Origin of the sequence: Paenibacillus sp. CFBP13512 (assembly GCF_005233705.1) — a bacterium.
GTDB lineage: Bacteria > Bacillota > Bacilli > Paenibacillales > Paenibacillaceae > Saccharibacillus > Saccharibacillus nuruki.
The window spans coordinates 24205-46644 of record NZ_QGAD01000015.1 but is presented as its reverse complement, the minus strand read 5'-3'; the positions used below and the strand labels follow the sequence as shown (position 1 = coordinate 46644).

Sequence of the window (22440 nt, the reverse complement as noted above, 5' to 3'; positions counted from 1 at the left end):
GGGTAGCGCGTGCTTTTTTTGTTTCAATTTGATATTAATTTGGAGGAATTTACAATGAGAAAAACAGATTTATTTAAAGATCAATATCTTGAAATTCAAGATGAAGAAGGAAAGATGATTTTAGGACGAATCCATGCATTAGAATCTCGCACTAACACGTTTTTATTTGAGTCGAAATTGCAAAAAAAAGCGGTACCATTATCTCATTTTTTAGATAAACTTATTTTTGTTTATTATACCGGATCGGATCAAACCAAATACCAATTTACTACAAACGTTATTGATTTTATAGAAGAAAGTTCGATGTACAGATTATCCATTCCGGAAGAATCTGCAATCATGAAAGTGCAAAATCGGGAATACGTCCGAGTTAATACTGAACTTGAATGCCATCTATTTTCTCTTATTGAACCAAGTGATGCGAAAATTATTTTGACAAAAGATATTAGTGGTGGAGGACTTTCATATATTTCTAAAGTTCCATTAGTCTTAGAAGAAAAAGAATGGTCTGGTGTGATCTATTTATTTAAAGGTAATGACCAAGTATCCATTCCTTTTCAAGCCGAAGTGGTTTACTGCGAAGAGCTGGAATTAAACCAATACAAAGTTGCTTTGAAATTCAGCCAAATTAAAGAACAACATAGAAGCTCAATTATAAAATATGCAATGAAGGTAGAAGTGAAGCAAGCTTCAGGTCGAGCAAAGGTATGAACATTTATAAGCTGGTAACATTAACTATGTTGATCTCTCTTATGCTTGGGGGATATACAGCTTCAGCAGCTCTTCCTACTCCAAATGAAACTTTTAACAAGCCAAACAATCGGTATACATCTGACCTGGTAGTTGTGACTCAACCTATGACTAAAAGTGAGTTTGCAACTATTTTATCATCATTAGAAAAGTATAGTTCTAGCGTTACGGAAAACAGTTTGGATGTTACTGATACCAACTTTTCTCAGATAATTATTTTCCAAAATAAAATTAAAGGTACAGCTAAAGAGCATGATCGTTTAAATGACTCTTTAACGCGTGAGCAAGCTGCGAAAATGATTTATGATATGCTTGGATTAGAACAGTATAATTATGCAGCAGAGAAGAACTTTACTGATTCTAATCATATTTCATTCAATCAAGAAGTATATACTCTCTGTGCACTTGGAATTTTAGACGGGTATAGTGATTCTTCATTTCGGCCCAATCAGATATTAAGTCGCATAGAGAGTGCTAACATTATTGATCGGTTATTTTCTAAAGGTATATTATTGAAACTATAACCAAAAGGATGGGAATATGCTTGATTATTCTAACCAATAATTTTCCAAATCAATGGGAGCAAACTATACAAGAAGCACAAAGTAGATTTTCTGATGATTTAAGTCTATTTCAACCTAGGTTTATTACGTATAATGAATTGCTTTTTCTTGAAGAAGATGCTTGGTATAAATATAAACTAGATATTACACAAGGTCAGAAAAATCAGATAATCGTTGTTGTCCAAACCAAAAGAAATCAAATGCAAGATTTCTTACATCAAAAGAATCTGAATTTTGTAGATCGACAAGATCTTATACGCAAGAATTCTATAGTACTCATTCCAAAAGATGAATCACCAAATATCTAATCGTAATGAATAAAGGCGAATACCTCTAAAAAGGAGAGCTTCTGATGATTTATATCTACTGTGCTCTAGGTATAGCTATTTTGTTAAGTGTTATATTCACCAAACTGAAAAATAACAATTTAAAAAGTATATTTTCTAGATCTAAAAATATTATGCCTTCACAAAATCACCCGAAGATCGATATACCTAGTACTAGTCAGCGCTGGAAACTGCCACAGACTGATTGTTTTTGTAAAGATAAAGAAGAAGATTGGATCTATGATGAGGATTTAGGTTGCTGGTACGTATGTAGAGAATGCAATCGGTGTGAGTATTATTGGGAAGGGTCGTTATATATACATGAAGATCGAAATATACAACCTCGATAATAAAATGAGGTCATAGCTTATGAGTATAAATAGCACAATCTAATTTGTTATTATTAACGAATTGGGTTGTGCTATTTATATTCAAAATATGCAGTAGTTTCCTCTAAAATCATAGTATAATAGGTATTAAAGACTATACAACTAATTTAGGAGTGATAGTAATAGTAACACTTAGCAATATTAAAGCCAGTATACTAGAAGATGTGTTAGCTAAGTTATTAGAAAACTCTGGGTATACACTAATCACTAAAGCTACTATAGAAAATAAAAAATTATATCCTGAATTTTGTACACGAGGCAATGGATTAAACATATTAGGACGAGGTGGAATCCATCAGGCAGATGCATTAGGACAGTTTCCTATTACTATTCCGTTTAATTATCCGGTAAGACTTTTTTTGGAAGCAAAGTATTTCAAAAAATCAAAAAAAGTTGGAATTGATGTAGTACGATCAGCTGTCGGTATATTGGCTGACTTAAATACTAGTTATCAAACGGTGCAACTCGAAGGTGAAGATTTACTTGTTCAACGCTATACCTATAAGTTCGCGATTTTCTCGGTTAGCGGATTTTCTTTAAATGCTATCCGGTTAGCTGTTGCTAACCAAATTACAATGATTGATTTAAGTGGATCAGAGTTTTCTACTTTAATACAAGCAATAGACAATATATCAGTTGCTATAGAAAAAAATCTAAAAAATATACCATCAGTAACATGGTCTAAAATCAGAAGCGGATTACAGGAGAAACTATTCAGTGCAACTTCCAAAGATATGGAAACTGAATCTAATTCATTAATAGAATCAGAATTTGTTGAATCATTTATTAGCTTTATTGAAGGTTATGGAGATCTCTATCTAGCAGCTGTGGATTCGCCGTTCTCTATTTTGTTGAAACCAACAAATCCAGAACAGTTTAAACATTTTTTAATGGATCATCCTAAATCAACGTTTTCCGTAAAAATAAAATGGGATCAAGAGAAAAAAGACTTATGGCAAGTAAGGATAGAGGAGTATGAAAAAATAGCATTTTCTTTTTACTTACCTAGTATCTTAAAAGACTATATATTTAAAGATTCAAATGTTGTAAAAAGATCAATTAATGCTAAAAATACCTATTTAGGTAATATGGTATTCTATGTTAAAAATGCTGAACGATTTATTATATTTAAATATGCGCAATCCAATTTATGAGTATAGGAACTGAAGTTATGGATGAAAAAAAACAACAATTGATTAAGAATTTACAACAAGCAGCTAATCATTTTAAATCGAATACATTAACCAGATCACAGTATCTACGCTATCAAAGTAATTATGCGACTGATGCTCCAACTTTAATGTCTATATATAATAATTTAGGTAAATGGAAAGATGCTCTTGAACTAGCTGGGTTAAGTCAACAAGAGATGCGGCAAATTCGATGTGGACGTTGCGGAAAAAGGTTTGATCCACAAAATGATCAGAATTATTGTATAGATTGTGTGAACGATCCTAAGTTCTCTAAAGGGAGTAGACGTGCCAGTAAAAAATATACAGAAGAAGAAATTATAAGTGTTTTACATGAGGCAGCATCTCTTATCGAAGGTTCCATAACTATACCGGCATATGAAGAATTAAAACTTCACCCATGTACAACAACTATAAGAAATCATTTTGGCTCATGGAGTAATGCGTTAAAAAAAGCGGGATTGTATAAACGGTGCTTATCTTATAAAGAAAAATAGTCGGAGTTTAGAATGTATACTTATTTCACAGTTTGAAGATCACTAAAATTCACTTTAAAAAGTATTCAAAACAAAGCTTATGCATGTGGAGGTATACTTTGGATAATAACATAATACTTTTAGATAGATTGGTCTCGAATCTAGATATTAATTTGGATCTTATTATGCAATGGAACAACGGAGATCCCATAAAAAAAGAATCTATTTACTTAGCTCAAAAAGACGGAGCAGAACCAGAGCCTACTCCTTTTGGTCATATGCACCATAATGATGATATTAAAGAGAGATCCAACGATTGGCACATTAGAAGAATTCTTTATTTTATAAAATATCCTGAGTTGATTAAAGATATTGGATTAGATAATCAGTGTTACGGGATGTATATAAGTCCTAAATTTGAAATTAAATCATTTATTGTATAAGTGGATCTAGAAGTTGCAAAACGTCTTCCAATTTTGAATTATAAGAAAGAGGCGCTCTATGATTAAAATAGATTTTATGGAATTATTAGGTGGGATTCAATTAGTTAGCGACTTTCCTATGGAGTTGTATCATTACACTTCTATTCAAGCATTAGAGTCTATTATTTTATCACAAACATTTTGGGTTACCCATTCTGAATATATGAATGATAAATCAGAAGGGATTTATTTTTGGGATGTACTTGGTGAAGTCATACATGATCTGAGATATTTCGAAATTGAAAATAAAGATCAACTTTTGTCATTGTGCTTACAAATTGAGAAAAGGATTCCTGATTATCAAAAATCCTATTTTTATACAGATATCTTTATGCTTTCTTTTTCGTGTGATGCTGATTCATTATCGTTATGGAATTATTATGGGAAAAATGATGGTTATTGTTTACATCTTGATCCATTAATATTTAATGATAGTTTAAAAAAAAATAAGCAAAACCCTTTATGTGCTAAAGTCATATATGAAAAAAGTGAACAAAAAGCAATTTTATCTTCTGAATTAAGAAAAGTAGTAGATTATTTTTTTGAAAATTCTAATCCATGTAGTAAAGAATATCAGAAGAATATAATTGATCAATTGTTTCATCGTTGGGCGTATTATTACCCCTTTTTTAAACATTCTAGTTTTATTTCTGAACAAGAATATCGAATGGTGTTTTCCCCAGATGAATTTATTAAATATCGAGTATATCAGGGAATCATGGCTCCTTATATAGCTATTCCGTTGGTAGATGAAAATAACATCTTACCTATTACTGAGATCACTGTAGGTCCTATGGTCAAACACGAATTAGCATTAGAAGGTTTAAGACGTTGGATTACAAGTAGAGTTGAATCAAAATCAATTTCACTTCCAGAATATCATGAAGAAAAGCAGGGAATAAAATATACAAAATCAGATATACCACTACGCTTTTAGCTAAAAAGAATGATCTAATTTTTATAAATAGATTAGGTTTTTACAAGTAATCGCTATATTATAAAGTTTAATGATCAGAAGTGATTGCTACATGGGACTCGTGAGAGAATGTTTTAACTTAAAGCATTCCTAAATTCTCATTATCGCTTTGGATTTGATAATCGTGAACCAGTTTTAGTAAGTAATATGTTTATTGTTGACCCTAATGGTGATGAGGGAAAAGACAAACAACAAGATATTCCTTCTAATCTAATATCCACCAGTGAGAAGAAAAGTGTGATTCATATAAAGGAATTTAGAAGTAGCATTAAAAGGCTTAAAGCTATAACAAATAATTTGCTGTAGAAAGTGAGCTACTTCTATTTCATATGGAAGTGACAAAAAGGATAAATTGAAGAGTATTTATTAAAAATTAAAGCTATGAATAATCATATTATACAGAAAAATAGGAGGAGGATATTTATGAAATTTAATTGTAAAAATGAACGTCTTAACAAAGAGTGGATCGGTGAAATTAAGGCTCATGTGAGATATTCTAATAGCTATTTCATTGATGTTAGAGCAGAAGGATGGACTCTCTGTTGCACAAGCACTCTATGTATATACAAAAGAAATGAATATAGAATAGCCTAATATTTCTGATAGACTAACTAATTATTATGGTACATGCTTAGATTATAAAATTTTATCATAGTTATTTAATTAACGTTAGGAGAGAGAGATGGATTGTATAAATGAAGAACTTAGCAGTAAATTAAATGGAATAAAATCATACTGCATTGAAAATAAAATAGAAATTTGTTTTGGAGACTATTTAATCTTTGACAAAGCTATTAAAGAAGACGAAGATGAACTAATTTTATTAACCGAAAAAACTATAGTTGAAGTGATTTTACCAAGAGATGCTTATGCTGTTGATATTGAGTTAAATAAATTAATAAACATGATAAATGAAGCTAAAGATGGAACATTTCTTAATGATTATACTTTTGTGAGTAGTAATACTTCTTATATTCGAATAGATATACCTATAATTGATTTTAATTATATAGAATTGCTTCATAAGGAACAGTTTGAGACATCGATAAAGTTTAATGATATTACTTATACGGTTAATCTGATAACAGAAATAAATAGTTTTAATGTGAAGATTGCAGAAGAAGGAAAATATTCTAAATATACACCTGCTTATCTGGAAGGAGATTACTTTTTAAAAATAACTAGTGTTGGCAGTATCAATAACGCAATTCTAGACAACGTATTTAATTCATATTTTTTTGAATTAAAAACTACATTAGACATAGAAATTACGATAGCTCCATGGGAAGAAGATGATTTTACTGATTATGAAGTCCAAAAAGATGATGAACTAGGATCAACTAGATTAAGACCATTGCTTCAAGGGAAAGGAATTAATGAATTGTTGAATATTTATAAAAATGCTTTTAATACTTCATATCCTGAACAGCAAATTTTAAGTTTTAGTCGTATTATAGAATATGTTTCACAAACGGTTATTCGTAAAGATTTAATTGAGAAAACAATGATAAAATTGTCTAGTAAAAGAGCATTATCTCCAGATTCAACTTATATTTTAGAGTTGAATAAAATTTTTGATGATCATCGAGATTTAGGAAAAGATTATCAAGCATTTAAAATAACTATAGAAACTTGCTGTGATATTCTTGAATTAATTGAAGTTGCTCCTGAATTTTTAAAGAAAACAAAGAAGATAACTATAGAAAGTAAAACTGAAGCTAGAGATCAAGCATTTGTGGAAATTATAGACGCGGTTACTGCTACCAGGAATAAATTTGCACATGCCAAAACTAATTACAAGATTAAAGGAACAGAATGTCCTGAATCTCAATTAAAAGAGTTTGCTAAATTTCTGAATATGATCGCACAACAAACAATTAGATGGTTTAATATGCAGAAAGAAGAGAATCGAATTGTTTGAAGAATGTAGATAATGTAATTGTAAAGAAAATATAAATATTAGAGAATAGTAAAAAGGTATTTGCTCATGCACCTGAATTAGCAGCATATGGTGGCAAACAGCTAGCCTATCAAGATACAGTTAGTGTAGATAGTTATTATTTAGAAAAGTTTAATTTAGGTGATGGCGAATACAAAGATCAGCTTTACAAAGATGCTAAAACTCCGGACAAACCGCATTCATCTTTTTGTACAAATCGGAAAATGAATATTTTAAATATAAATATCCACAATTCTCATTTGCAACATAATATTTAAAGACTACTGGAATGTTCTACAACCAGTAGTCTTTTTTTATAAATTTATTATATTATAAGAGTAAACGTTCTTATGAGAGGTAATGTATTTAGATCTGTGATGGTTTTATCAATGTTTGAAGCTCTAGAATTAGATTTAAATCGTTTAAAACGTTAAGTTATACACAAATATTAATGTTCATCCTCAATGAATCGCACGTTAAATGCGTATGCCAGTCCACCTTCAGTTAATCCTCTGAGTCGTGATTCATCAATTTCCAAAAATTTGATATAACAATTTTTACGTAGAAATTCTTTAGCTAATTTGTAGCTACTTGCTTTATCATATTCAGCACTAGTTGGAAGTGTGAAAACTGCTTCCATCGATTTTGCAAATTCGCGAAGTAGCTCATCAGATGTTAAATATTTTTTAAGACGTGCCGTACTCTGATTGCCCATCAAATGATTTGTATATAAGCGACGCTTTAAATTTTTAGTACGCCCCACATACAATATTTCGTTACTGGAGAGCATACCAATTACATAAACGCCCCCTTTTGCATCGAGCTCGTTAAGATCACTTGGAACTAATTTTTGGAAGAGAATCATAGGAGATTTCCAGATTGTATTCAATAATGTAAGCAAATCGTCACAACGGTCTATATATTCCTGTGGCAGTTTTTCAGCAACACTCGATTGTATTAACCCAGCTTTATCCAACATATTATCGCTCCTTATTAATATAGTAACTTGATCAAGGTAAAATATATTAGATTAATAAGGCGTCACTTATTAATCTAATGTTATCAACCTATGATAATATTTAATCATACCTTGATAACATTATGCAAGTATTATATTTTTATTAGACAAGTGCAAATACAGATACGATAATTTGTTTATTCGTAATTGAAATTACTGAGGCTATAAGCTGTAAGATTGAATCTAATCTAAAAGATCCTGCAAAGTTCTTTTTGGATTTAGAATTACAATATTGTGAAACGCTCGTGCGATTTAAAGAGCTTCTAAGATTAAGCTTCAAAAAAATAGATTTCTATAACCCTAATTTGGGAGAATTATTTTTTGATAATGGATTATTACGAGTATAACGATCAAGCATTACAGTTGAGGTATGTCCCGTCTGCCCTTGGATAACGTGATCTGGAACGTTCATTGCTCTGGCAGTCGTCACATAACCGGCACGAAGACTATGTGCACCAAAATCTTCATCTTTTAATCCGGCAGCACGAATATGCTTTTTTAAAATCGTATTAATCGATTCTGCATTCATTCGATTTGTACGTACTTGACGATGACGGTTAACTGCGCGAAACACTGCCCCTTCACTGATACCACTTAAGTCCATCCATTTACGATATGCCAGTACGGGACAGGTGGAAGGATTTTGGCCAAAAGGAATCCCAATTGACCGACCGATGCTTTCCTGATCCGTTTTGCTTTTTTGTAAGTGTACAACTAATCCAGCTTTTTCTTCTTGGATATCTTCTACATTTAAGCTGACCAATTCACTCCGACGCATGGAGCTACTCCAACCAAACAAAAGCAGAAAACGATCGCGGACGTGGAGGATATCATCATCAACAGGAATTTGATCTACAAGCTGTATCAGGAGATCAGCCTTCACCGGTTCTTTCCCTTTTTGTTTCACGCCATTTAAACGCTTCACGCCTTGCACTACGCTATCTAGGATAGGGGTAGCATTAAAGGGGTGTCCGGCTTTTCGGTGTGCTTCTTGGATTGTACTGAGCGCTCTAATAATCGTAGATGTTTTATAACCGACCATCATCATGTCTGCAAAGTACATGGAAAGCGTGTCATCGGTAGCTGGCAAGTGAATACACTGCATTTGATTGCACCAGGTCGTGTATCGATTCCAATCGGATCGGTACGCTTTTTTGGTATTCTCCGATTTGGATGCTTTGGCTATTTCTTGTACCACTTCGCGTAGCAACTCTTTTTTCTGTTCAATCTCCTGGATCGATAATGTATTCACGGATTCCTCTATACTCACACGTTCAATCCAATCGTCTGTATTCATGACCTCACATCCCCTTCCTCTTTTTCAGGCAACATTTCGTGCGAATAACCTCTTCCTTCATCTGCCCATTTCGGGAATGATTTTATTCTAACATGGGATAATGATAACTTATCCCATGTTAGAATAGCGCTGTCGCTATTATAGCATTTTGTACTAAAATACATCAATATCATTATTTTGTTACAAAGTATTTTCTTCGTTAACATTGTTATTACAAGGTTTTTGTTGTTAACAAAATATTAAAGTGATATAATCGTAGCTAAGTAACAAATTAAAATAATGGAGGTAATGGATATGACGGTAGAGAAACAGAAGGCATTTCGACTGGAGGAAGAAGAAGTTAAAGAGTTGAATGTTCTGATTGCAAATTCACCCTTTAAGGATGCGGAATGGTTTAGAGATATGCTTACTAAAGCAAAACTATACGAAAAAGCCACAGAGAATCCGAATTTACAACCTAATATTGTAGAAATGGCGATGTTATTAAAAAGACAAGCTGATGTTTTCAACAATTTCTTAGAAAAAGGTTTAGATGCTATAGAGGTACAGAAGGCTCATATAGGTAAAGGGCTTTCAGATAAAGACGCGATAATCGAAAAATTGGAAATCGAAATACAAAATCTTCATAAAAGCATAGAGAACTACAAGAAGGATTCAACGCTTCATCTGAAGGAATTAGCAGAGACACAGCAAAAATATACAGATTTGTTGGACAGTTTGAAAGCACAAACGGAATTAGCAGAACAGTACAAAAAACAGGCGGAGCAAAATGATAGATATCGGAATGATTATCTACATGAAGTAGAACTCCATAAACAGCTAAAACAAACTTATTTAGAAGTAGATAAAAAAGCTAAAGCCACTGTATCAGCGTTTGAGCAAACATTAACACGACAATCACATGAGATGAACAACGTAAAAAATGAAAAGGATAGAATGGAGGAAAATGTAGATCGTTTGAAAGAAACACATCAGCAGCAATTGAACATTATTGAATTAAAACATCAGAATAAAATGTTGGAACTTCAAAATGAGAAAGAGAAAGCGATCCAATATAATCAAATAAGAGTGGCTTTAGCTGTAGCTGAGAAAGCAGTCGATCATTCACTTCACGCAAAAGAATTGATTGAGTTGATAACTGGAATAAGATTCGAGGAGTTACTTAACCGATCCGAAGGTGAAACAAAAGAACGCTTAACTAAAATTGCGAGCGGAGCAGAGTAAATTATGACAAAATCATTTCTAGAAAAACTAATGATTATTGGTCGCTGCATTCAGGAGACTTTCAATGAATCAGAGGATGAACAAGAGGTATTTGAGTTGGAGTACCGAAAAAAAATTGAAAAACAAAAATTTCTTTTTGAAGTGGAGAAACAAAAAGAAATTGAAGAGCAAAAGCTTCTTTTTAATAATATGTTCGCTAGGGCAATATTTATTTTAGAAAATGCTAAACCTGATGAAAGTGCATACTCAGATCCAGATTATAAGCATCCTATCTTTAGCTATATTAAAGTTTTGGGTTTATCTATTCAGACAAAGTATATAACGAATATCATTTATGGAAGAGCTCCGCAGCGGGGTCCAGAATTTATCGAATTTTTTAATTTTTTTCATCTTTTTAATGGGCAAACATTATGGGATATCGTTGAAAAAACTAAAATTCCATCGTTAGAAGAAGATGTGAAGTTAAAAAAAGATGTGAAATTAGCCAGAGATTTAATACTTCCGTGTCCTTGGAATCATATTAAATTTACAGATGCTTTAATAAAAATAGGCCAACATAATACAAGTAAGGCTTGGAAACAAGATTCTAATCATGACATCTATCTTATGCAACCGGTGGGGGTTTGTTGTGTTAATTCTGGTAATCATTCAATTATGGCTGGCATAGTGAAAGGTGAGGGGATCATCACAAAATATGAAATGATAGATATCAGACCATTATATTCATTAATGTATTCAGATGGAGTAAATTATTATCGAAAAGCTGACGATACTATTCTTGAAGCAGTCGGAAATGTAGAGTTTGCTGTGATATTTGAGATCGGTCGGAAATTGAACGAACTTAATATATCGTGGTAACGATCGCTATAAAATAATAAGGAGGATACAATATGAAAATCACTGAATTTGATATTATTAAAATTACAAATCAAAAAGAAATAGGGAAATTTGTAATTCAAAGATTAAACATTGAAGAATTCTCTGTTTATGTAGACGGGAAGATTGAATGTACTGGAAATGACGAAGACATTTTAAACTATATTAATCAACAAAGTAATGTATGAAATTATCCAGAAAAGAATGGTTCTTTATAGTGTCTAGCTTAACTATATTATATTTCTCTTCTGATCCCATACTTCAGTATATCTATCATCTTACTCCACAATATAGGTTAAATAATCCAAATCTCTTGAGTTTTTTATTTTTGCTTTTTATTATTGCATTTTTTAAATTTATATTCCCAGGATTAGTAGTTTACTATGGACTTGTTAAATATCGTAAAAGAAAAATTGAAAAGGGAAGCGATAATATATGAAAATGGTAATGACTGTTGCAGATATACTAGAAAAGTTTAGTGAAGTAGAAGACAAGACATTGCCCGTAGAAGTCTCTACCGGTGCTGAAAATAAAGGACGTTTTTATGGACTTGTTTATCGAATTAGCGAAAAAGAAGATTATCAAGGTAAACGTATTTTATTAACAGCTGAACTCGAAGGAGAGGATTAATTATGATCTATTCCATTCTTACAGAAAGACTTGTTAATTTATATTTTGGAGATGAGAAAAAATTAAATTGGCTAAGTACTGAAGTAACACTTAATGATGCCATTGAAGCTCTAAATAATGAAAAAATTGTAGAAGTAGAAGAACACTACGATGATAATAATTTATACCTTATGAATCCTATTGTTAAATCAAAAGATTGGCATTTAGGTCGTATTAAATTTTTAGCTAATCATATTGAGACAATGGAGCCTATTACACTCCATAGTCGCTATGTCGGAGATATGTCTGTACCTTTTCCTGTCTTAGAAAAAGGACACCATCGTCTAATGGCAATCATGGCTAAAGATCAAAAACGGATTGACTGTGAGTATGCTGGCATGGAGTCTTTATTAGATTATTTAACTGGAAAAGTAGACGAAATTCCTTTTGAAACAGTAAGTCACAGATAAGGGGGATGGCAAAATGATTAAAGTAGAAGAATTATTAAATAAAGGATTTCAATTAAAGCAGTTTGATAATCAGGAAGGAAATCCATTCTTTTATCAATATGTGACAAACAATCAAATAGAAGTAAAGAAGTTAACTAAGCTTTTAGACGAACATTTTCTAATATTTGATGAAAGTACTTTTATTTGCACGATAGAACTTAAAGTTGATTATTCATATGCGCAATATTTAATTTGTGATAGCAATGACAGTACCTATTACTCCTATGGTCAATTAGATTTAAAAGAATTCGAGTCCACTTTTAACACATTCTGAAATTTGAAATAATAGATTTGAATAGTTTGCCCATATCGATAAATTATAATATTGACTAAACTATTCAAAATTAATTTTTAACTTTGCTTATATCGTTATTTAAGATTACTGATTAAATAAGAAAATATGAGAAGTGTCATTACCAGATATCAAAAACGGGTATAATATTAATGTAATAATCTATTAATGATGGAGGAATACCATGCATGATAAGCAACAAGAGTTACTCGAAAAATTAAATGAATTGGAAGGTAAAATGATTGACATAGATGAAATTTCGGGCAGCATTAATCCTTTTCGTATAGATCAGTCAGAACATGAAAATCTTGAAATAAATTATATAAAAGAAACGATAGAACATATACTTAATAAATCTTTAAGCAGTAGTGATCATTTGTTTATTAGTAACATATACAATGAAAATCGAACAGAAATAAATACAATCGTGGATTTATTAAAACTCATGCAGTTACAGGATGTAAAATCTTTATCAGAACAAAAAATGGTTAAATCCTTAACAAAATTCATAGAAGATTTTTCTTGAAATATTAGCTATCTATTATTCGAAACAATAAAAAAGAAGCACTCCATTAGAACGATGTTTAAATGGAATGCTTCTTTTTATTGTTTATTGAGGTTCTTCAGAATGAATGTATTTTTGTTTTAAATCATTAATAGCTGGAATTGCTTTATATTGTTTCATGTGTCCTGCTTCTTCTTTGTACATATACATTGCATTTGGTTCATCTTTGAATATAACGCTTGTACTTACTACTGGAGCTTTACCTATATAAGTTTTAATTTCATCAATATCTGTACTTTTATACCCTTTTTCATCTACCAAATAACTTATTACTTCCTGTGTAACTTTGTCTTTGTAATAATTAAGTCCAAAATGTACCGTTACACCCAATATAACTACAACACTTAATATTGTAATCCACGTCTTCTTATATTTCATTTTTTTCACACCTTCCATAATAAATATGTATTTACAAATAAAAGAAATTAGCATATTATCGTTACATACTTTACCATAACATACACGAAAAGGGGAATGTAAGTGAAAAAGGTATCATTTAGTTTTATTTTCATGATGAGTGTTTTATTTGTTTTTGTACTATCTAGCAAAGCACATGCAAGCTCAGAGTCAGTCACATTTAATACATACTTACCTAAAAAAGGCGACATAGGAATCAATGCAGAAATTGGCCCGACGTATCCCGGAACAAATGTTTACTTAATGCCTGGCGACATTATACATAATCCAAAAAGTACATCTACATATTTTGTTGGGCATGTTGCTATCGTAGGACCCGATTTGAAACTAAGACATTCTCATCCATATGGGCCCGGAATTTCAGAAACACTTGAACTTTATATGAGTAACTTTGCACCAGGAGATAAATTCACAATCTTAAGACCTCGTGGTGGCGGTGGTGCAGCAGCAGCAGCTTGGTCAAAAAACAATGTGAACAACATAAGAGCGTATAACTTTATACCAGGAGTACGAGTAGTAGGTGATAATTACTGTTCCAAATTTGTTTGGCAAGCCTATTATTTTGGTGAGCATAGAGAATTAGTTAGTAATGCTCCATACAGCGATTTAGTGACTCCGATCGGGTTACAGTATGTTTATCCTAGCGATATTTTAAATTCTCCGATCTTAGCGAAACAGGGTACTTTCTATAGAAAGTAAAATAAAAAATATTTATTACAGATGTATGGATGTTCTAAAATTAAAGTTTAATAGAAAAACTAAAAAAACCTATTACTTTTCATAAAGTATAGGTTTTTTTGTATTAAATAACTCAAAATGAAACCAAGAAATAACATCTACGTAATATAAAATATAATACATATAGAAAGGATATTCACATGATGCAAATTCCTGAAATGGTAAAAATTTCACTCCATCGAAAAGAATTATTTGATTATACTCATACTGACTTGTCTAGTAAAAAATTGTTGAAAGCCCCTAAAACTTTGACATGGGCAATTGGAAGTGTATGTTTTTCTTCTTTAGGTTCTTTGCTATTATTATTTTTTGACAATAAGTTATGGATTCTTGCATTTATCTTTCTCGTATCCGGTGTACTATGTTTAATAATGTGGATACTTAAAACAGATAAATATATGGCTCAACAATACCCAGATTATCTTAAAATAATGGATCGAAAAGAAGGGTATCAAGAGTTTTTAAAATGCTATAAAACTCAATTACTGTATAAGAAAGTAACTTTATTGCATATCACATCAACTCAGCTTGATGCAGATATAGAGTATTTCCAAAGTAAAGGAGTTAAGATAACAGAACATAAAAGAACCTATATGCTTACTTTAGTTGCGTTTTTGTTTGCGATATGGGGTGCAGTTTTAGGCAAAAGTATTGGAGCAAGCTTATCTCAAATCTTACTTTTTTCATTATATGCAGCTTTAATTTCTTACCTTGTTTTTGTCGTAAATTATGTATTACAAAAAACAGTATTCAGTGGATTTAACAAAAATAAAGAAATGGCTGAATTACTAGCAGAAGTTAAAAATTTAATTTCTCAGTCAGCTTAAGAAAAGAGTATAGTGATCATCACTATACTCTTTTCTATTACTACAAAGAAACATCTGTTAAATTAAAAATATGCTTATGGAATGTAATTAAGTTCGATTGAATCGGTTTCTTGATTATTCTGATAGTATTGGTGATTGCCTAGATATTCAAAGTAGCCAGAATAATAATTAAATAACCGATTATTTGAGTAGTCAATAGAATGCCGAACTTCTAGATTTGAAGGATTTAAGATATTAAGTTGAAGCTTGTTTTCGCCTGTAACTACCTCATATGAGACTGCCTTATCATCAGATTGAAGGTTGCGGAAGTTGGCTATGTCTTTGCTAGAGATCAACTTATTTTTACTAGAATAAAGACTCACACTTTTAGTACCCACGACTAGAAAATTTGGACCTACTATTTGTAGCGGATTAGTTTCTCCCCATACATAACGAGTCCATTGCTTATGACCCGAAGAATTATAAGCAACAATCTTCATTTTCTTCGCTTTGTAGTCTCCCTCAACAAACAAAAATGTACCATCTTTCAAGAGGTATGCATTATTAGTCGAAGGAGCTTTCATAACTACTTTACTCGTTTCGGTATCGATTATTTGCGTTCGTTCTAAATTGTAATCATAGATGAACCAGTAGCGACCCTTGATATCATTCAGTTCTCCATCTATAATTTGCTTTTTAACTAGCTTTCCTTTGAGATTAAAGATAGTAATATAAGTTTTTTTGTCACTTCGAGTATCATATACAAGAACATTCCCATTTCGGTTATCAATATCAACCTGATTATATACCTCTGGAATTGAATTAGACCAAAGTTCTTTACCGTCAGCAGCGATAGCAGTGATGGTATTCTTTTTATTGTATCTTGTAGAATACATATAAGTAATTCCGCGATCAGAGTCTACTTTAATATGACTACTGATTTTTCGTTTAGACCATTTGATTTTCCCGGTTTTAGTATCAATACCATTTAACATTTCTTTGAATGTACCATCTTTAGAATAGTCAATAGATACGACAAGTGTTTTATTTCCTTTATTATCTATTGCTAAAAAAGGTAAATCGTCTTCATTCATAATAAAAGAACCAGGATTCGAAAGATGTACATAAGGTTTGTTCAACGCTTCAGCAAAAGCTTTTTGCGAGTAACTAAATACGAGTATACAGCTGAGAAGGAGTAAGCCGATTTTTAAAATGTGGTTTTTCATAATAGCCCCTTTTATCTATATTTTCTAGGATAATAATAGCATGCACTTTTATTTTGTAAATAAGAATTAACTAAATGTCGTTCATACGAATGTAATATGAATAAATATTGAAAATTTCCATTTTCAGTCTTGGGTTATCAAAAGTTCTATGCTACAATAGTCTCAATTAAATATACCCGAGGAAGCACCTCGCTTAAGGACGATCTGTCCTTCAGCGAGGTGCTTTTTTGCGTTTAAGGAGTGCGTGTATGTATTTCATTTTTAATAAAAATTATAGACCGTTGATATGTTCATTGTTAATAGTAGCAATGATCATGACGTTAATTCCTATTCATGTGAGTCAGGCTGCAACAGTGAGTACAACGCTCTCTGGCAGTAAATCGCTATTATATGCAAGTGAGCCTGTACCTGGAGGGGGCACAGTACGCACTTCGATTCCAATTAATATCTATAAAACGTCTAACCCTTCAGCAACTTCTAGTATAACTTTTCGTGCCAAAGTATATGGAGAATTCAAAAACGGATCAGGTAGTGGTTGGGGAGCATACTCCTCAGAAACTTTAGGGCCTTATAGCATTTCAGGATGGAATCAGGCTAACTATACACTCAACTTCAATTTAGATGCGAGTGCATATAAAAACGTTAGCAGAATAGATATTACTTATAACAAATCTGGAGATACTTATATCGATTATGGTCTTAACAATAAGCAGACCGCTACGTTATCTGTTACCGATACGGAACCTCCCACTTCTCCTAGTATTTCGATATCTTCTGAAAATTGGAGTACTTCACAAACAGTTTCTATTGGAGGAAGTAGAGACAACACAGAAGTTGATTACTACATGTACAGTATCAATGGAGGATCTGAACAGAAATATACCAACCCTTTTACTCTAACTAGTTCTAGTGCCTATACGATTACTGCGTATGCAGTAGATATTGTCGGTTTACGTAGCGGAGGCGCTTCTAAAGTAGTCTATGTAGACAGTACCCCTTCTTCTTCCCCAAGTATTAACGGGTTAACGAATGGATACAGTAATGAGTCCGAGATAAATATTTCACTTGTACCCGGAAGGGATGAACATTCGGGTACGAATCGTACAGAATATTACCTTTCTGGAGCCACATCAACAGGTTGGATAGTCGACACTTCATTACGAATAACGAATGAAGGTATTACAGTTGTTCATGCTAGAAGTATCGACAATGTGGGAAATCCGAGTTCAGAAGTCTCTGGGAATGTATTGATTGATCATTCCAATCCAATAGTGAATCTGTCCGAAGAAAAAATAAATGCCGTTTCGACTCGAATTAATGTTACGGCTTCAGATGGTCTTTCAGGAGTCAAAGAGATTTACTTACCGAATGGCTTACGTGTTTCAGGAAACATAGCATCTATCGTCGTTACTAAAAATGGGAATTATCGATTTATAGTAACGGATCAAGCAGGGAATTCAATCAATAAGAATATAGTTATTACCCATTTAGATGAAACTGCACCAATCCTTAAAGTTCAAACATTAAACACGGTTTGGTCGTCTCAAATTACGTTATCAGCTACGGCTACAGATGCAGAAAGTGGAGTAGATTTTATTACCTTACCTGATGGTAAACAAACTAAAGGTGGATCAGCCACGTATACCGTTTCTCAAAATGGTGAGTATACGTTCTCAGCTACAGATGCAGCCGGAAATGTAGTCAAACAAAGCATAGTAGTCGGGAATATTGATCAGACTCCACCTCTTTTAAAATTAGAAAGCTCGAATACAGTTTGGTCGGCTCGGACTGTGATATCAGCTACCGCTACCGATTCAGAGGCAGGAAATGATCATATTACTTTACCTAATGGAAGTCAGATTAAAGGAGAGTCTGCTAGTTATGAAGTGACTCAAAATGGAGACTACACGTTTGAAGCTACAGATAAAGCAGGCAATTCGATTCAAAAAACAATCAAAGTAGACAACATAGATAACATTCCACCGGTCTTAAAATTAGAAAGCTCGAATACGGCATGGTCATCGAGTATTATCTTATCCGCTACGGCTATCGATTCGGAAGATAAAGTAGATTACATGACGTTGCCGGATGGAAGCCAGATTAAAGGCGATTCTGCTAGTTATGAAGTGACTCAAAATGGAGACTATACCTTTGAAGCTACAGATTTGTCAGGGAATGTCGTCAAGCAAACGATCAAAGTCGGCAATTTTGATAAAACCCCACCAGTCCTGAAAGTAGAACCTTCGGATACCGAGTGGGCTACGAATCTTACACTATCTGCTACCGCTACAGATGAGGGAAGTGGAATCGATTATATGACTTTGCCGGATGGTTCACATAAGAAAGCTAAATCAGCCACGTACAAAGTAACAAAAAATGGTGAGTATACATTTTCGGCTTTTGATCTAGCAGGGAATGTCGTTAAGCAAACTATTGAGGTTCATAACATTGATGATATTTTACCTACGATACAAGTTAAGAATTTAGACGAAGAATGGTCGGATCAAACTTCTTTGTTGGTAAATGCATCAGACTTGGAAAGTGGAGTCGCGTATCTAACGTTACCTGATGGTAAAAAGATAGAAGGAAATTCCACAACCTATGCTGTTTCTAAAAATGGAACGTATACATTCTCAGCGACCGATGTAGTAGGCAACACTATAGAACATATTATAAATGTGGAAAACATTGATGATCGTAAACCAACAGTGAGTGTATTTCAAAATGGACGATCGTGGTCAGATCAAGATATTCATGTGATGACTAAATTTGCAGATGCCGAGACAGGGCTGGATCTGAATCGTTTATATTACAAATGGTCGGATTCAATTGATGAGCCATCATCTTGGGATCAGCTGTCAGAAGCTGAACAAACAATCGTGCAAACCAAAGAAGGCATATGGTATTTACATCTAAAAGGGTATGATCGAGCAGGAAATAGTGTGAATTTCACGACAAATTCTTACCAGCTTCAGCATAAGCCAGAAACACCAACGATGAAGGTAATCGGTACAGCTACAGACAAAATGCTTTTGTCTTGGTCTTTACCTAGCAATGGTGCAGAAGTCGATGGTACAAGCTATAAAATTGAAAATCAAAGCACTGGAAGAACATGGACAGTCTATTATCCGGCGAATGAGTTATCGGACGATTCGCTCAGCGATGGCTCAGCTTACAGTTATGTGATTACAGCATATAATCATGTAGGAGAGAGTGAACCAAGTGAACCAGTGATCGGTACAACGTTACCGGGTATTACGGTTAGTGCAAATGTCTATAGCGATGGTACTGATTATAGTAAGTCAGTGGTGAACATCGCTCCAGTAAAATCCGCTACAGGGTATCATATTCAAGCAACTAATTTAACGACTCAAGCGTTGGATGTAGATACAACCGTAATGGGTGATACGTATCAATCGGTTAGTGGTCTTCAGCCCTATACTTGGTATAATTTTTCTATCCAAGCGGTCAACACATCAGGTGAGGGTGCAGCATACCATGTCAGTTACCTTTCTTTGCCCAACCTAGTTAGTGGGTTCAATGCTGTTTTGATTACAGAAGATTCAGTAGATATGAATTGGAATACAGTGACTCAAAATGTATATGCAGACTCAGTCACTGAAGATACGTATTACAAACTGCACCGAGATCAAACTACGATTTATGAAGATAAAGCGACTCATTTTAAAGATACCGGTTTAGAAGCAGGAACGTCTTATAATTATGATATAGCAGCTCGAAATCGTAGTGGTTTTGGCAATACATTTTATCTAAGTAATATCTGGACGCTTCCTCAAGCACCTGAAGATTTAAATCAAGTTAATGCCTCTACAACGAGTATAACTATGAAATGGAAAGCAGTACGAGGTGTAGACGGATATCAAGCCGTTATAGATGATACGTATACTTACGATATATCTCGTGAGTCAAATCAATATACCTTTACTGGATTTGAAGCAGGCTCTTCTCATCGTATCCAAATTAGTCCTTACAACAAATCAGGATTTGGGAAATCTATTAGTTCTCTGGGCCTTACTTTACCCGATCAACCCGATATCGATGTTTCTATAATTGGAGAAGATTTTGTAACATTCCGTATTGCTTCTGTAGTCGGAGCAACAAAATACAAACTAATGATGGATAACAGAGAATTTGAGGTGGGAACAGGTGAAATCACAGTTAATGGATTAGTAGGAGGAACCACATACGATTATGTGGTGGCTGCTGGTAATGGAGCTGGTTATGGGGAAGCTTTAAAAGCTTCTGTTCTAACGTTACCTTCTGCACCGACCACATACACAACAGCAGATCACAGCCCGACCACATTGACAGTCAAGTGGGAGCCAGTAAAGAGTGCAGATTATTACAACGTTTATACTAGCGACGGAGACTTTTTGAAAGAAGTAAAACAGCCGGAATATACGGCTACAGATCTAGAACCTGGTAGTACAACTACCTTTGTAGTAGAAGCTTTTAATATTTCAGGAAAAGGTAAATCGTCACGCTATACATGGCGTACCATTCCAGGATTTGTAGATGCCAATATCGATTTGTCTCAATTAGTACACATTGATACCATAGAACTGAGTACATTCTCCTTTCACTGGCTTAATGTACCAGGTGCAGATGCTTATCGAATTTATAATTCGAAAGGGGAACTTGTTCAGCAACAGACAACAGAATCTCAATCTGTCCTATCTGCACTTTCTACAGCGACTCGGTATACAGGGTATACGGTAGTGCCGGTCAATACAACAGGAGAGGGACGTGCGATGCCGATACCAGATGTTGTGACTTTACCTGATCCTAAATTCAGCCTTACCTTTGATAGCACACGAACCAGTGTGACTATTCATGTCGATCATACTTTAGATGCTGAAATTTTTGTTATCGCATCACAAGGACATGAACTCTTCCGCGGATCAGCTAAAGGCTATCATCAATTTGTTCAAGATCAATTACACCCTGATTCGATATATACGTTTGAGGTATGGACAGAAAATGAATTAGGAAATCAATCCGAAAAACAAAGTATTGTGACACGTACAAAAAAAGAAAGGGAATCCATTGTTGTACAAGAAAGTAAGCAAGATGATGCAGAAGCCACACTTATTGAAGAACCTACGATCACTCCTTTAGCTTCAGGAGATACAGAAGAAAAAGACGAATCTGAAAGTCGATTTATGGATATTGAAAACAGCTTCGCACAAGAAGCTATTGATCATTTAGCTAATTTAGGCATTGTTAAGGGCATAAGTGAAAACGAGTATGCTCCAAATGAAGGTACAACTCGTGCTCAATTCATGTCGATGCTGACTAGACTGACTTTAACGCCTGAACAAATTCGATCAAGTGGAGATCATGAGGTATCGTTCAATGATATCGATCGCTCTGCATGGTATATGCCAGAACTTCAAGCAGCAATTGAACATGGAATCGCTAAAGGATTTAATGCGAATGATTTTAAACCAGATATGGAGATTAATCGCGAGCAAGCTGCAAAAATGTTGAGTGGTGCTTTGTACACCTTACTGCCTGAAACAGATCAAATGTATTACGTTGATAGTAGTAAAGTGTCAGAGTGGGCTAAACAAGAAGTAAATAGCTTAACATCTATTAATATTTTACAGGGTTACCCAGACCAATCGTTTAGACCTTATGCTAACCTTACTCGCGCTGAAAGTGCAACTATGATTGAACGTGCTATGCGTAAAGGTATGATTGAAGATCCGAAATAAAATGAAAAAGCTGTATTAGGTATAATACCTAATA

General features: G+C 33.4%; 22 protein-coding genes. 18 read left to right on the top strand and 4 right to left on the bottom strand.

Going from position 1 to position 22440, the window contains the following annotated elements:
- Window positions 1-54 precede the first annotated feature (54 nt).
- The 8 genes from PaeCFBP13512_RS18530 to PaeCFBP13512_RS18495 all read left to right on the top strand — a co-directional run bounded on the left by PaeCFBP13512_RS18530 (window position 55) and on the right by PaeCFBP13512_RS18495 (window position 7073).
- Complete coding sequence (locus PaeCFBP13512_RS18530; protein ID WP_137225195.1) at window positions 55-711, top strand: flagellar brake protein; 657 nt, start codon at window positions 55-57, stop codon at window positions 709-711.
- Window positions 708-1274 carry an S-layer homology domain-containing protein gene (locus PaeCFBP13512_RS18525; protein ID WP_137225193.1) on the top strand — a complete coding sequence of 189 codons (567 nt, stop codon included), beginning with the start codon at window positions 708-710 and terminating at the stop codon, window positions 1272-1274. The genes PaeCFBP13512_RS18530 and PaeCFBP13512_RS18525 overlap by 4 nt, the downstream gene beginning before the upstream one ends.
- Window positions 1275-1294: 20 nt before the next feature.
- A complete protein-coding gene (locus PaeCFBP13512_RS18520) occupies window positions 1295-1621 on the top strand; it encodes a hypothetical protein (protein ID WP_069329150.1) in 327 nt (108 codons plus the stop codon).
- 520 nt (window positions 1622-2141) lie between these two features.
- Window positions 2142-3182 (top strand): hypothetical protein, encoded by a 1041-nt coding sequence (locus PaeCFBP13512_RS18515; RefSeq protein ID WP_137225191.1) that lies wholly within the window; start codon window positions 2142-2144, stop codon window positions 3180-3182.
- Between the two features lie 17 nt (window positions 3183-3199).
- Entirely contained in the window at window positions 3200-3715 is a 516-nt protein-coding gene (locus PaeCFBP13512_RS18510) for a homing endonuclease associated repeat-containing protein (protein WP_069329148.1), read from the top strand.
- A gap of 98 nt (window positions 3716-3813) precedes the next feature.
- Window positions 3814-4137 carry a hypothetical protein gene (locus PaeCFBP13512_RS18505; protein ID WP_137225189.1) on the top strand — a complete coding sequence of 108 codons (324 nt, stop codon included), beginning with the start codon at window positions 3814-3816 and terminating at the stop codon, window positions 4135-4137.
- A 76-nt stretch (window positions 4138-4213) separates the two neighbouring features.
- Window positions 4214-5113: a DUF2971 domain-containing protein gene (locus tag PaeCFBP13512_RS18500; protein ID WP_161594314.1), complete on the top strand. Its 900-nt coding sequence runs from the start codon at window positions 4214-4216 to the stop codon at window positions 5111-5113.
- A 721-nt stretch (window positions 5114-5834) separates the two neighbouring features.
- Window positions 5835-7073 (top strand): hypothetical protein, encoded by a 1239-nt coding sequence (locus PaeCFBP13512_RS18495; RefSeq protein ID WP_137225185.1) that lies wholly within the window; start codon window positions 5835-5837, stop codon window positions 7071-7073.
- A 466-nt stretch (window positions 7074-7539) separates the two neighbouring features.
- On the opposite strand, the gene PaeCFBP13512_RS18490 is transcribed toward PaeCFBP13512_RS18495, so the two are convergent.
- Window positions 7540-8070 carry a GIY-YIG nuclease family protein gene (locus PaeCFBP13512_RS18490; RefSeq protein ID WP_137225183.1) on the bottom strand — a complete coding sequence of 177 codons (531 nt, stop codon included), beginning with the start codon at window positions 8068-8070 and terminating at the stop codon, window positions 7540-7542.
- Window positions 8071-8401: 331 nt separating this feature from the next.
- Entirely contained in the window at window positions 8402-9406 is a 1005-nt protein-coding gene (locus tag PaeCFBP13512_RS18485; RefSeq protein WP_137225181.1) for a site-specific integrase, read from the bottom strand.
- Window positions 9407-9700: 294 nt separating this feature from the next.
- On the opposite strand from PaeCFBP13512_RS18485, the gene PaeCFBP13512_RS18480 reads away from it, so the two are divergent.
- From PaeCFBP13512_RS18480 to PaeCFBP13512_RS18455, 7 genes are all read left to right on the top strand, one after another.
- Window positions 9701-10630, top strand: coding sequence for a hypothetical protein (locus PaeCFBP13512_RS18480; RefSeq protein ID WP_137225179.1), 930 nt, complete (start codon window positions 9701-9703; stop codon window positions 10628-10630).
- A 3-nt stretch (window positions 10631-10633) separates the two neighbouring features.
- The gene (locus PaeCFBP13512_RS18475; protein WP_137225177.1) at window positions 10634-11488 is read left to right on the top strand and encodes a DUF6710 family protein; all 855 of its coding nucleotides are present in this window, start codon (window positions 10634-10636) and stop codon (window positions 11486-11488) included.
- Window positions 11489-11520: 32 nt separating this feature from the next.
- Window positions 11521-11694, top strand: a complete 174-nt coding sequence (locus PaeCFBP13512_RS23265; RefSeq protein ID WP_161594313.1) for a hypothetical protein — start codon at window positions 11521-11523, stop codon at window positions 11692-11694.
- A gap of 247 nt (window positions 11695-11941) precedes the next feature.
- A complete protein-coding gene (locus PaeCFBP13512_RS18470; RefSeq protein WP_206665610.1) occupies window positions 11942-12136 on the top strand; it encodes a hypothetical protein in 195 nt (64 codons plus the stop codon).
- 2 nt (window positions 12137-12138) lie between these two features.
- Window positions 12139-12585, top strand: coding sequence for a hypothetical protein (locus PaeCFBP13512_RS18465; protein ID WP_137225176.1), 447 nt, complete (start codon window positions 12139-12141; stop codon window positions 12583-12585).
- A 13-nt stretch (window positions 12586-12598) separates the two neighbouring features.
- Window positions 12599-12898 carry a hypothetical protein gene (locus PaeCFBP13512_RS18460; protein WP_137225174.1) on the top strand — a complete coding sequence of 100 codons (300 nt, stop codon included), beginning with the start codon at window positions 12599-12601 and terminating at the stop codon, window positions 12896-12898.
- 202 nt (window positions 12899-13100) lie between these two features.
- Window positions 13101-13442, top strand: coding sequence for a hypothetical protein (locus PaeCFBP13512_RS18455; RefSeq protein WP_137225173.1), 342 nt, complete (start codon window positions 13101-13103; stop codon window positions 13440-13442).
- Window positions 13443-13526: 84 nt separating this feature from the next.
- Here the strand turns inward: PaeCFBP13512_RS18455 and PaeCFBP13512_RS18450 are convergent, their stop codons facing one another.
- Window positions 13527-13877: a DUF3139 domain-containing protein gene (locus PaeCFBP13512_RS18450; protein WP_241669429.1), complete on the bottom strand. Its 351-nt coding sequence runs from the start codon at window positions 13875-13877 to the stop codon at window positions 13527-13529.
- Window positions 13878-13961: 84 nt separating this feature from the next.
- On the opposite strand from PaeCFBP13512_RS18450, the gene PaeCFBP13512_RS18445 reads away from it, so the two are divergent.
- Both PaeCFBP13512_RS18445 and PaeCFBP13512_RS18440 read left to right on the top strand, forming a co-directional pair.
- Window positions 13962-14597, top strand: a complete 636-nt coding sequence (locus PaeCFBP13512_RS18445; RefSeq protein WP_137225169.1) for a hypothetical protein — start codon at window positions 13962-13964, stop codon at window positions 14595-14597.
- Window positions 14598-14779: 182 nt separating this feature from the next.
- Complete coding sequence (locus PaeCFBP13512_RS18440; protein WP_137225167.1) at window positions 14780-15463, top strand: hypothetical protein; 684 nt, start codon at window positions 14780-14782, stop codon at window positions 15461-15463.
- 74 nt (window positions 15464-15537) lie between these two features.
- Here the strand turns inward: PaeCFBP13512_RS18440 and PaeCFBP13512_RS18435 are convergent, their stop codons facing one another.
- Complete coding sequence (locus PaeCFBP13512_RS18435) at window positions 15538-16668, bottom strand: PQQ-binding-like beta-propeller repeat protein (protein ID WP_137225165.1); 1131 nt, start codon at window positions 16666-16668, stop codon at window positions 15538-15540.
- A gap of 308 nt (window positions 16669-16976) precedes the next feature.
- On the opposite strand from PaeCFBP13512_RS18435, the gene PaeCFBP13512_RS18430 reads away from it, so the two are divergent.
- A complete protein-coding gene (locus tag PaeCFBP13512_RS18430) occupies window positions 16977-22406 on the top strand; it encodes a fibronectin type III domain-containing protein (RefSeq protein WP_161594312.1) in 5430 nt (1809 codons plus the stop codon).
- Window positions 22407-22440: the final 34 nt, after the last annotated feature.

What these genes read in the sequence shown, in the direction of transcription:
- PaeCFBP13512_RS18530 (WP_137225195.1), top strand. Translation starts at nt 55, where the DNA reads ATGAGAAAAACAGATTTATTTAAAGATCAATATCTTGAAATTCAAGAT.
- PaeCFBP13512_RS18525 (WP_137225193.1), top strand. Translation starts at nt 708, where the DNA reads ATGAACATTTATAAGCTGGTAACATTAACTATGTTGATCTCTCTTATG.
- PaeCFBP13512_RS18510 (WP_069329148.1), top strand. Translation starts at nt 3,200, where the DNA reads ATGGATGAAAAAAAACAACAATTGATTAAGAATTTACAACAAGCAGCT.
- PaeCFBP13512_RS18500 (WP_161594314.1), top strand. Translation starts at nt 4,214, where the DNA reads ATGGAATTATTAGGTGGGATTCAATTAGTTAGCGACTTTCCTATGGAG.
- PaeCFBP13512_RS18495 (WP_137225185.1), top strand. Translation starts at nt 5,835, where the DNA reads ATGGATTGTATAAATGAAGAACTTAGCAGTAAATTAAATGGAATAAAA.
- PaeCFBP13512_RS18490 (WP_137225183.1), bottom strand. Translation starts at nt 8,070, where the DNA reads ATGTTGGATAAAGCTGGGTTAATACAATCGAGTGTTGCTGAAAAACTG.
- PaeCFBP13512_RS18485 (WP_137225181.1), bottom strand. Translation starts at nt 9,406, where the DNA reads ATGAATACAGACGATTGGATTGAACGTGTGAGTATAGAGGAATCCGTG.
- PaeCFBP13512_RS18480 (WP_137225179.1), top strand. Translation starts at nt 9,701, where the DNA reads ATGACGGTAGAGAAACAGAAGGCATTTCGACTGGAGGAAGAAGAAGTT.
- PaeCFBP13512_RS18475 (WP_137225177.1), top strand. Translation starts at nt 10,634, where the DNA reads ATGACAAAATCATTTCTAGAAAAACTAATGATTATTGGTCGCTGCATT.
- PaeCFBP13512_RS23265 (WP_161594313.1), top strand. Translation starts at nt 11,521, where the DNA reads ATGAAAATCACTGAATTTGATATTATTAAAATTACAAATCAAAAAGAA.
- PaeCFBP13512_RS18470 (WP_206665610.1), top strand. Translation starts at nt 11,942, where the DNA reads ATGAAAATGGTAATGACTGTTGCAGATATACTAGAAAAGTTTAGTGAA.
- PaeCFBP13512_RS18465 (WP_137225176.1), top strand. Translation starts at nt 12,139, where the DNA reads ATGATCTATTCCATTCTTACAGAAAGACTTGTTAATTTATATTTTGGA.
- PaeCFBP13512_RS18460 (WP_137225174.1), top strand. Translation starts at nt 12,599, where the DNA reads ATGATTAAAGTAGAAGAATTATTAAATAAAGGATTTCAATTAAAGCAG.
- PaeCFBP13512_RS18455 (WP_137225173.1), top strand. Translation starts at nt 13,101, where the DNA reads ATGCATGATAAGCAACAAGAGTTACTCGAAAAATTAAATGAATTGGAA.
- PaeCFBP13512_RS18450 (WP_241669429.1), bottom strand. Translation starts at nt 13,877, where the DNA reads ATGGAAGGTGTGAAAAAAATGAAATATAAGAAGACGTGGATTACAATA.
- PaeCFBP13512_RS18440 (WP_137225167.1), top strand. Translation starts at nt 14,780, where the DNA reads ATGCAAATTCCTGAAATGGTAAAAATTTCACTCCATCGAAAAGAATTA.
- PaeCFBP13512_RS18435 (WP_137225165.1), bottom strand. Translation starts at nt 16,668, where the DNA reads ATGAAAAACCACATTTTAAAAATCGGCTTACTCCTTCTCAGCTGTATA.
- PaeCFBP13512_RS18430 (WP_161594312.1), top strand. Translation starts at nt 16,977, where the DNA reads ATGATCATGACGTTAATTCCTATTCATGTGAGTCAGGCTGCAACAGTG.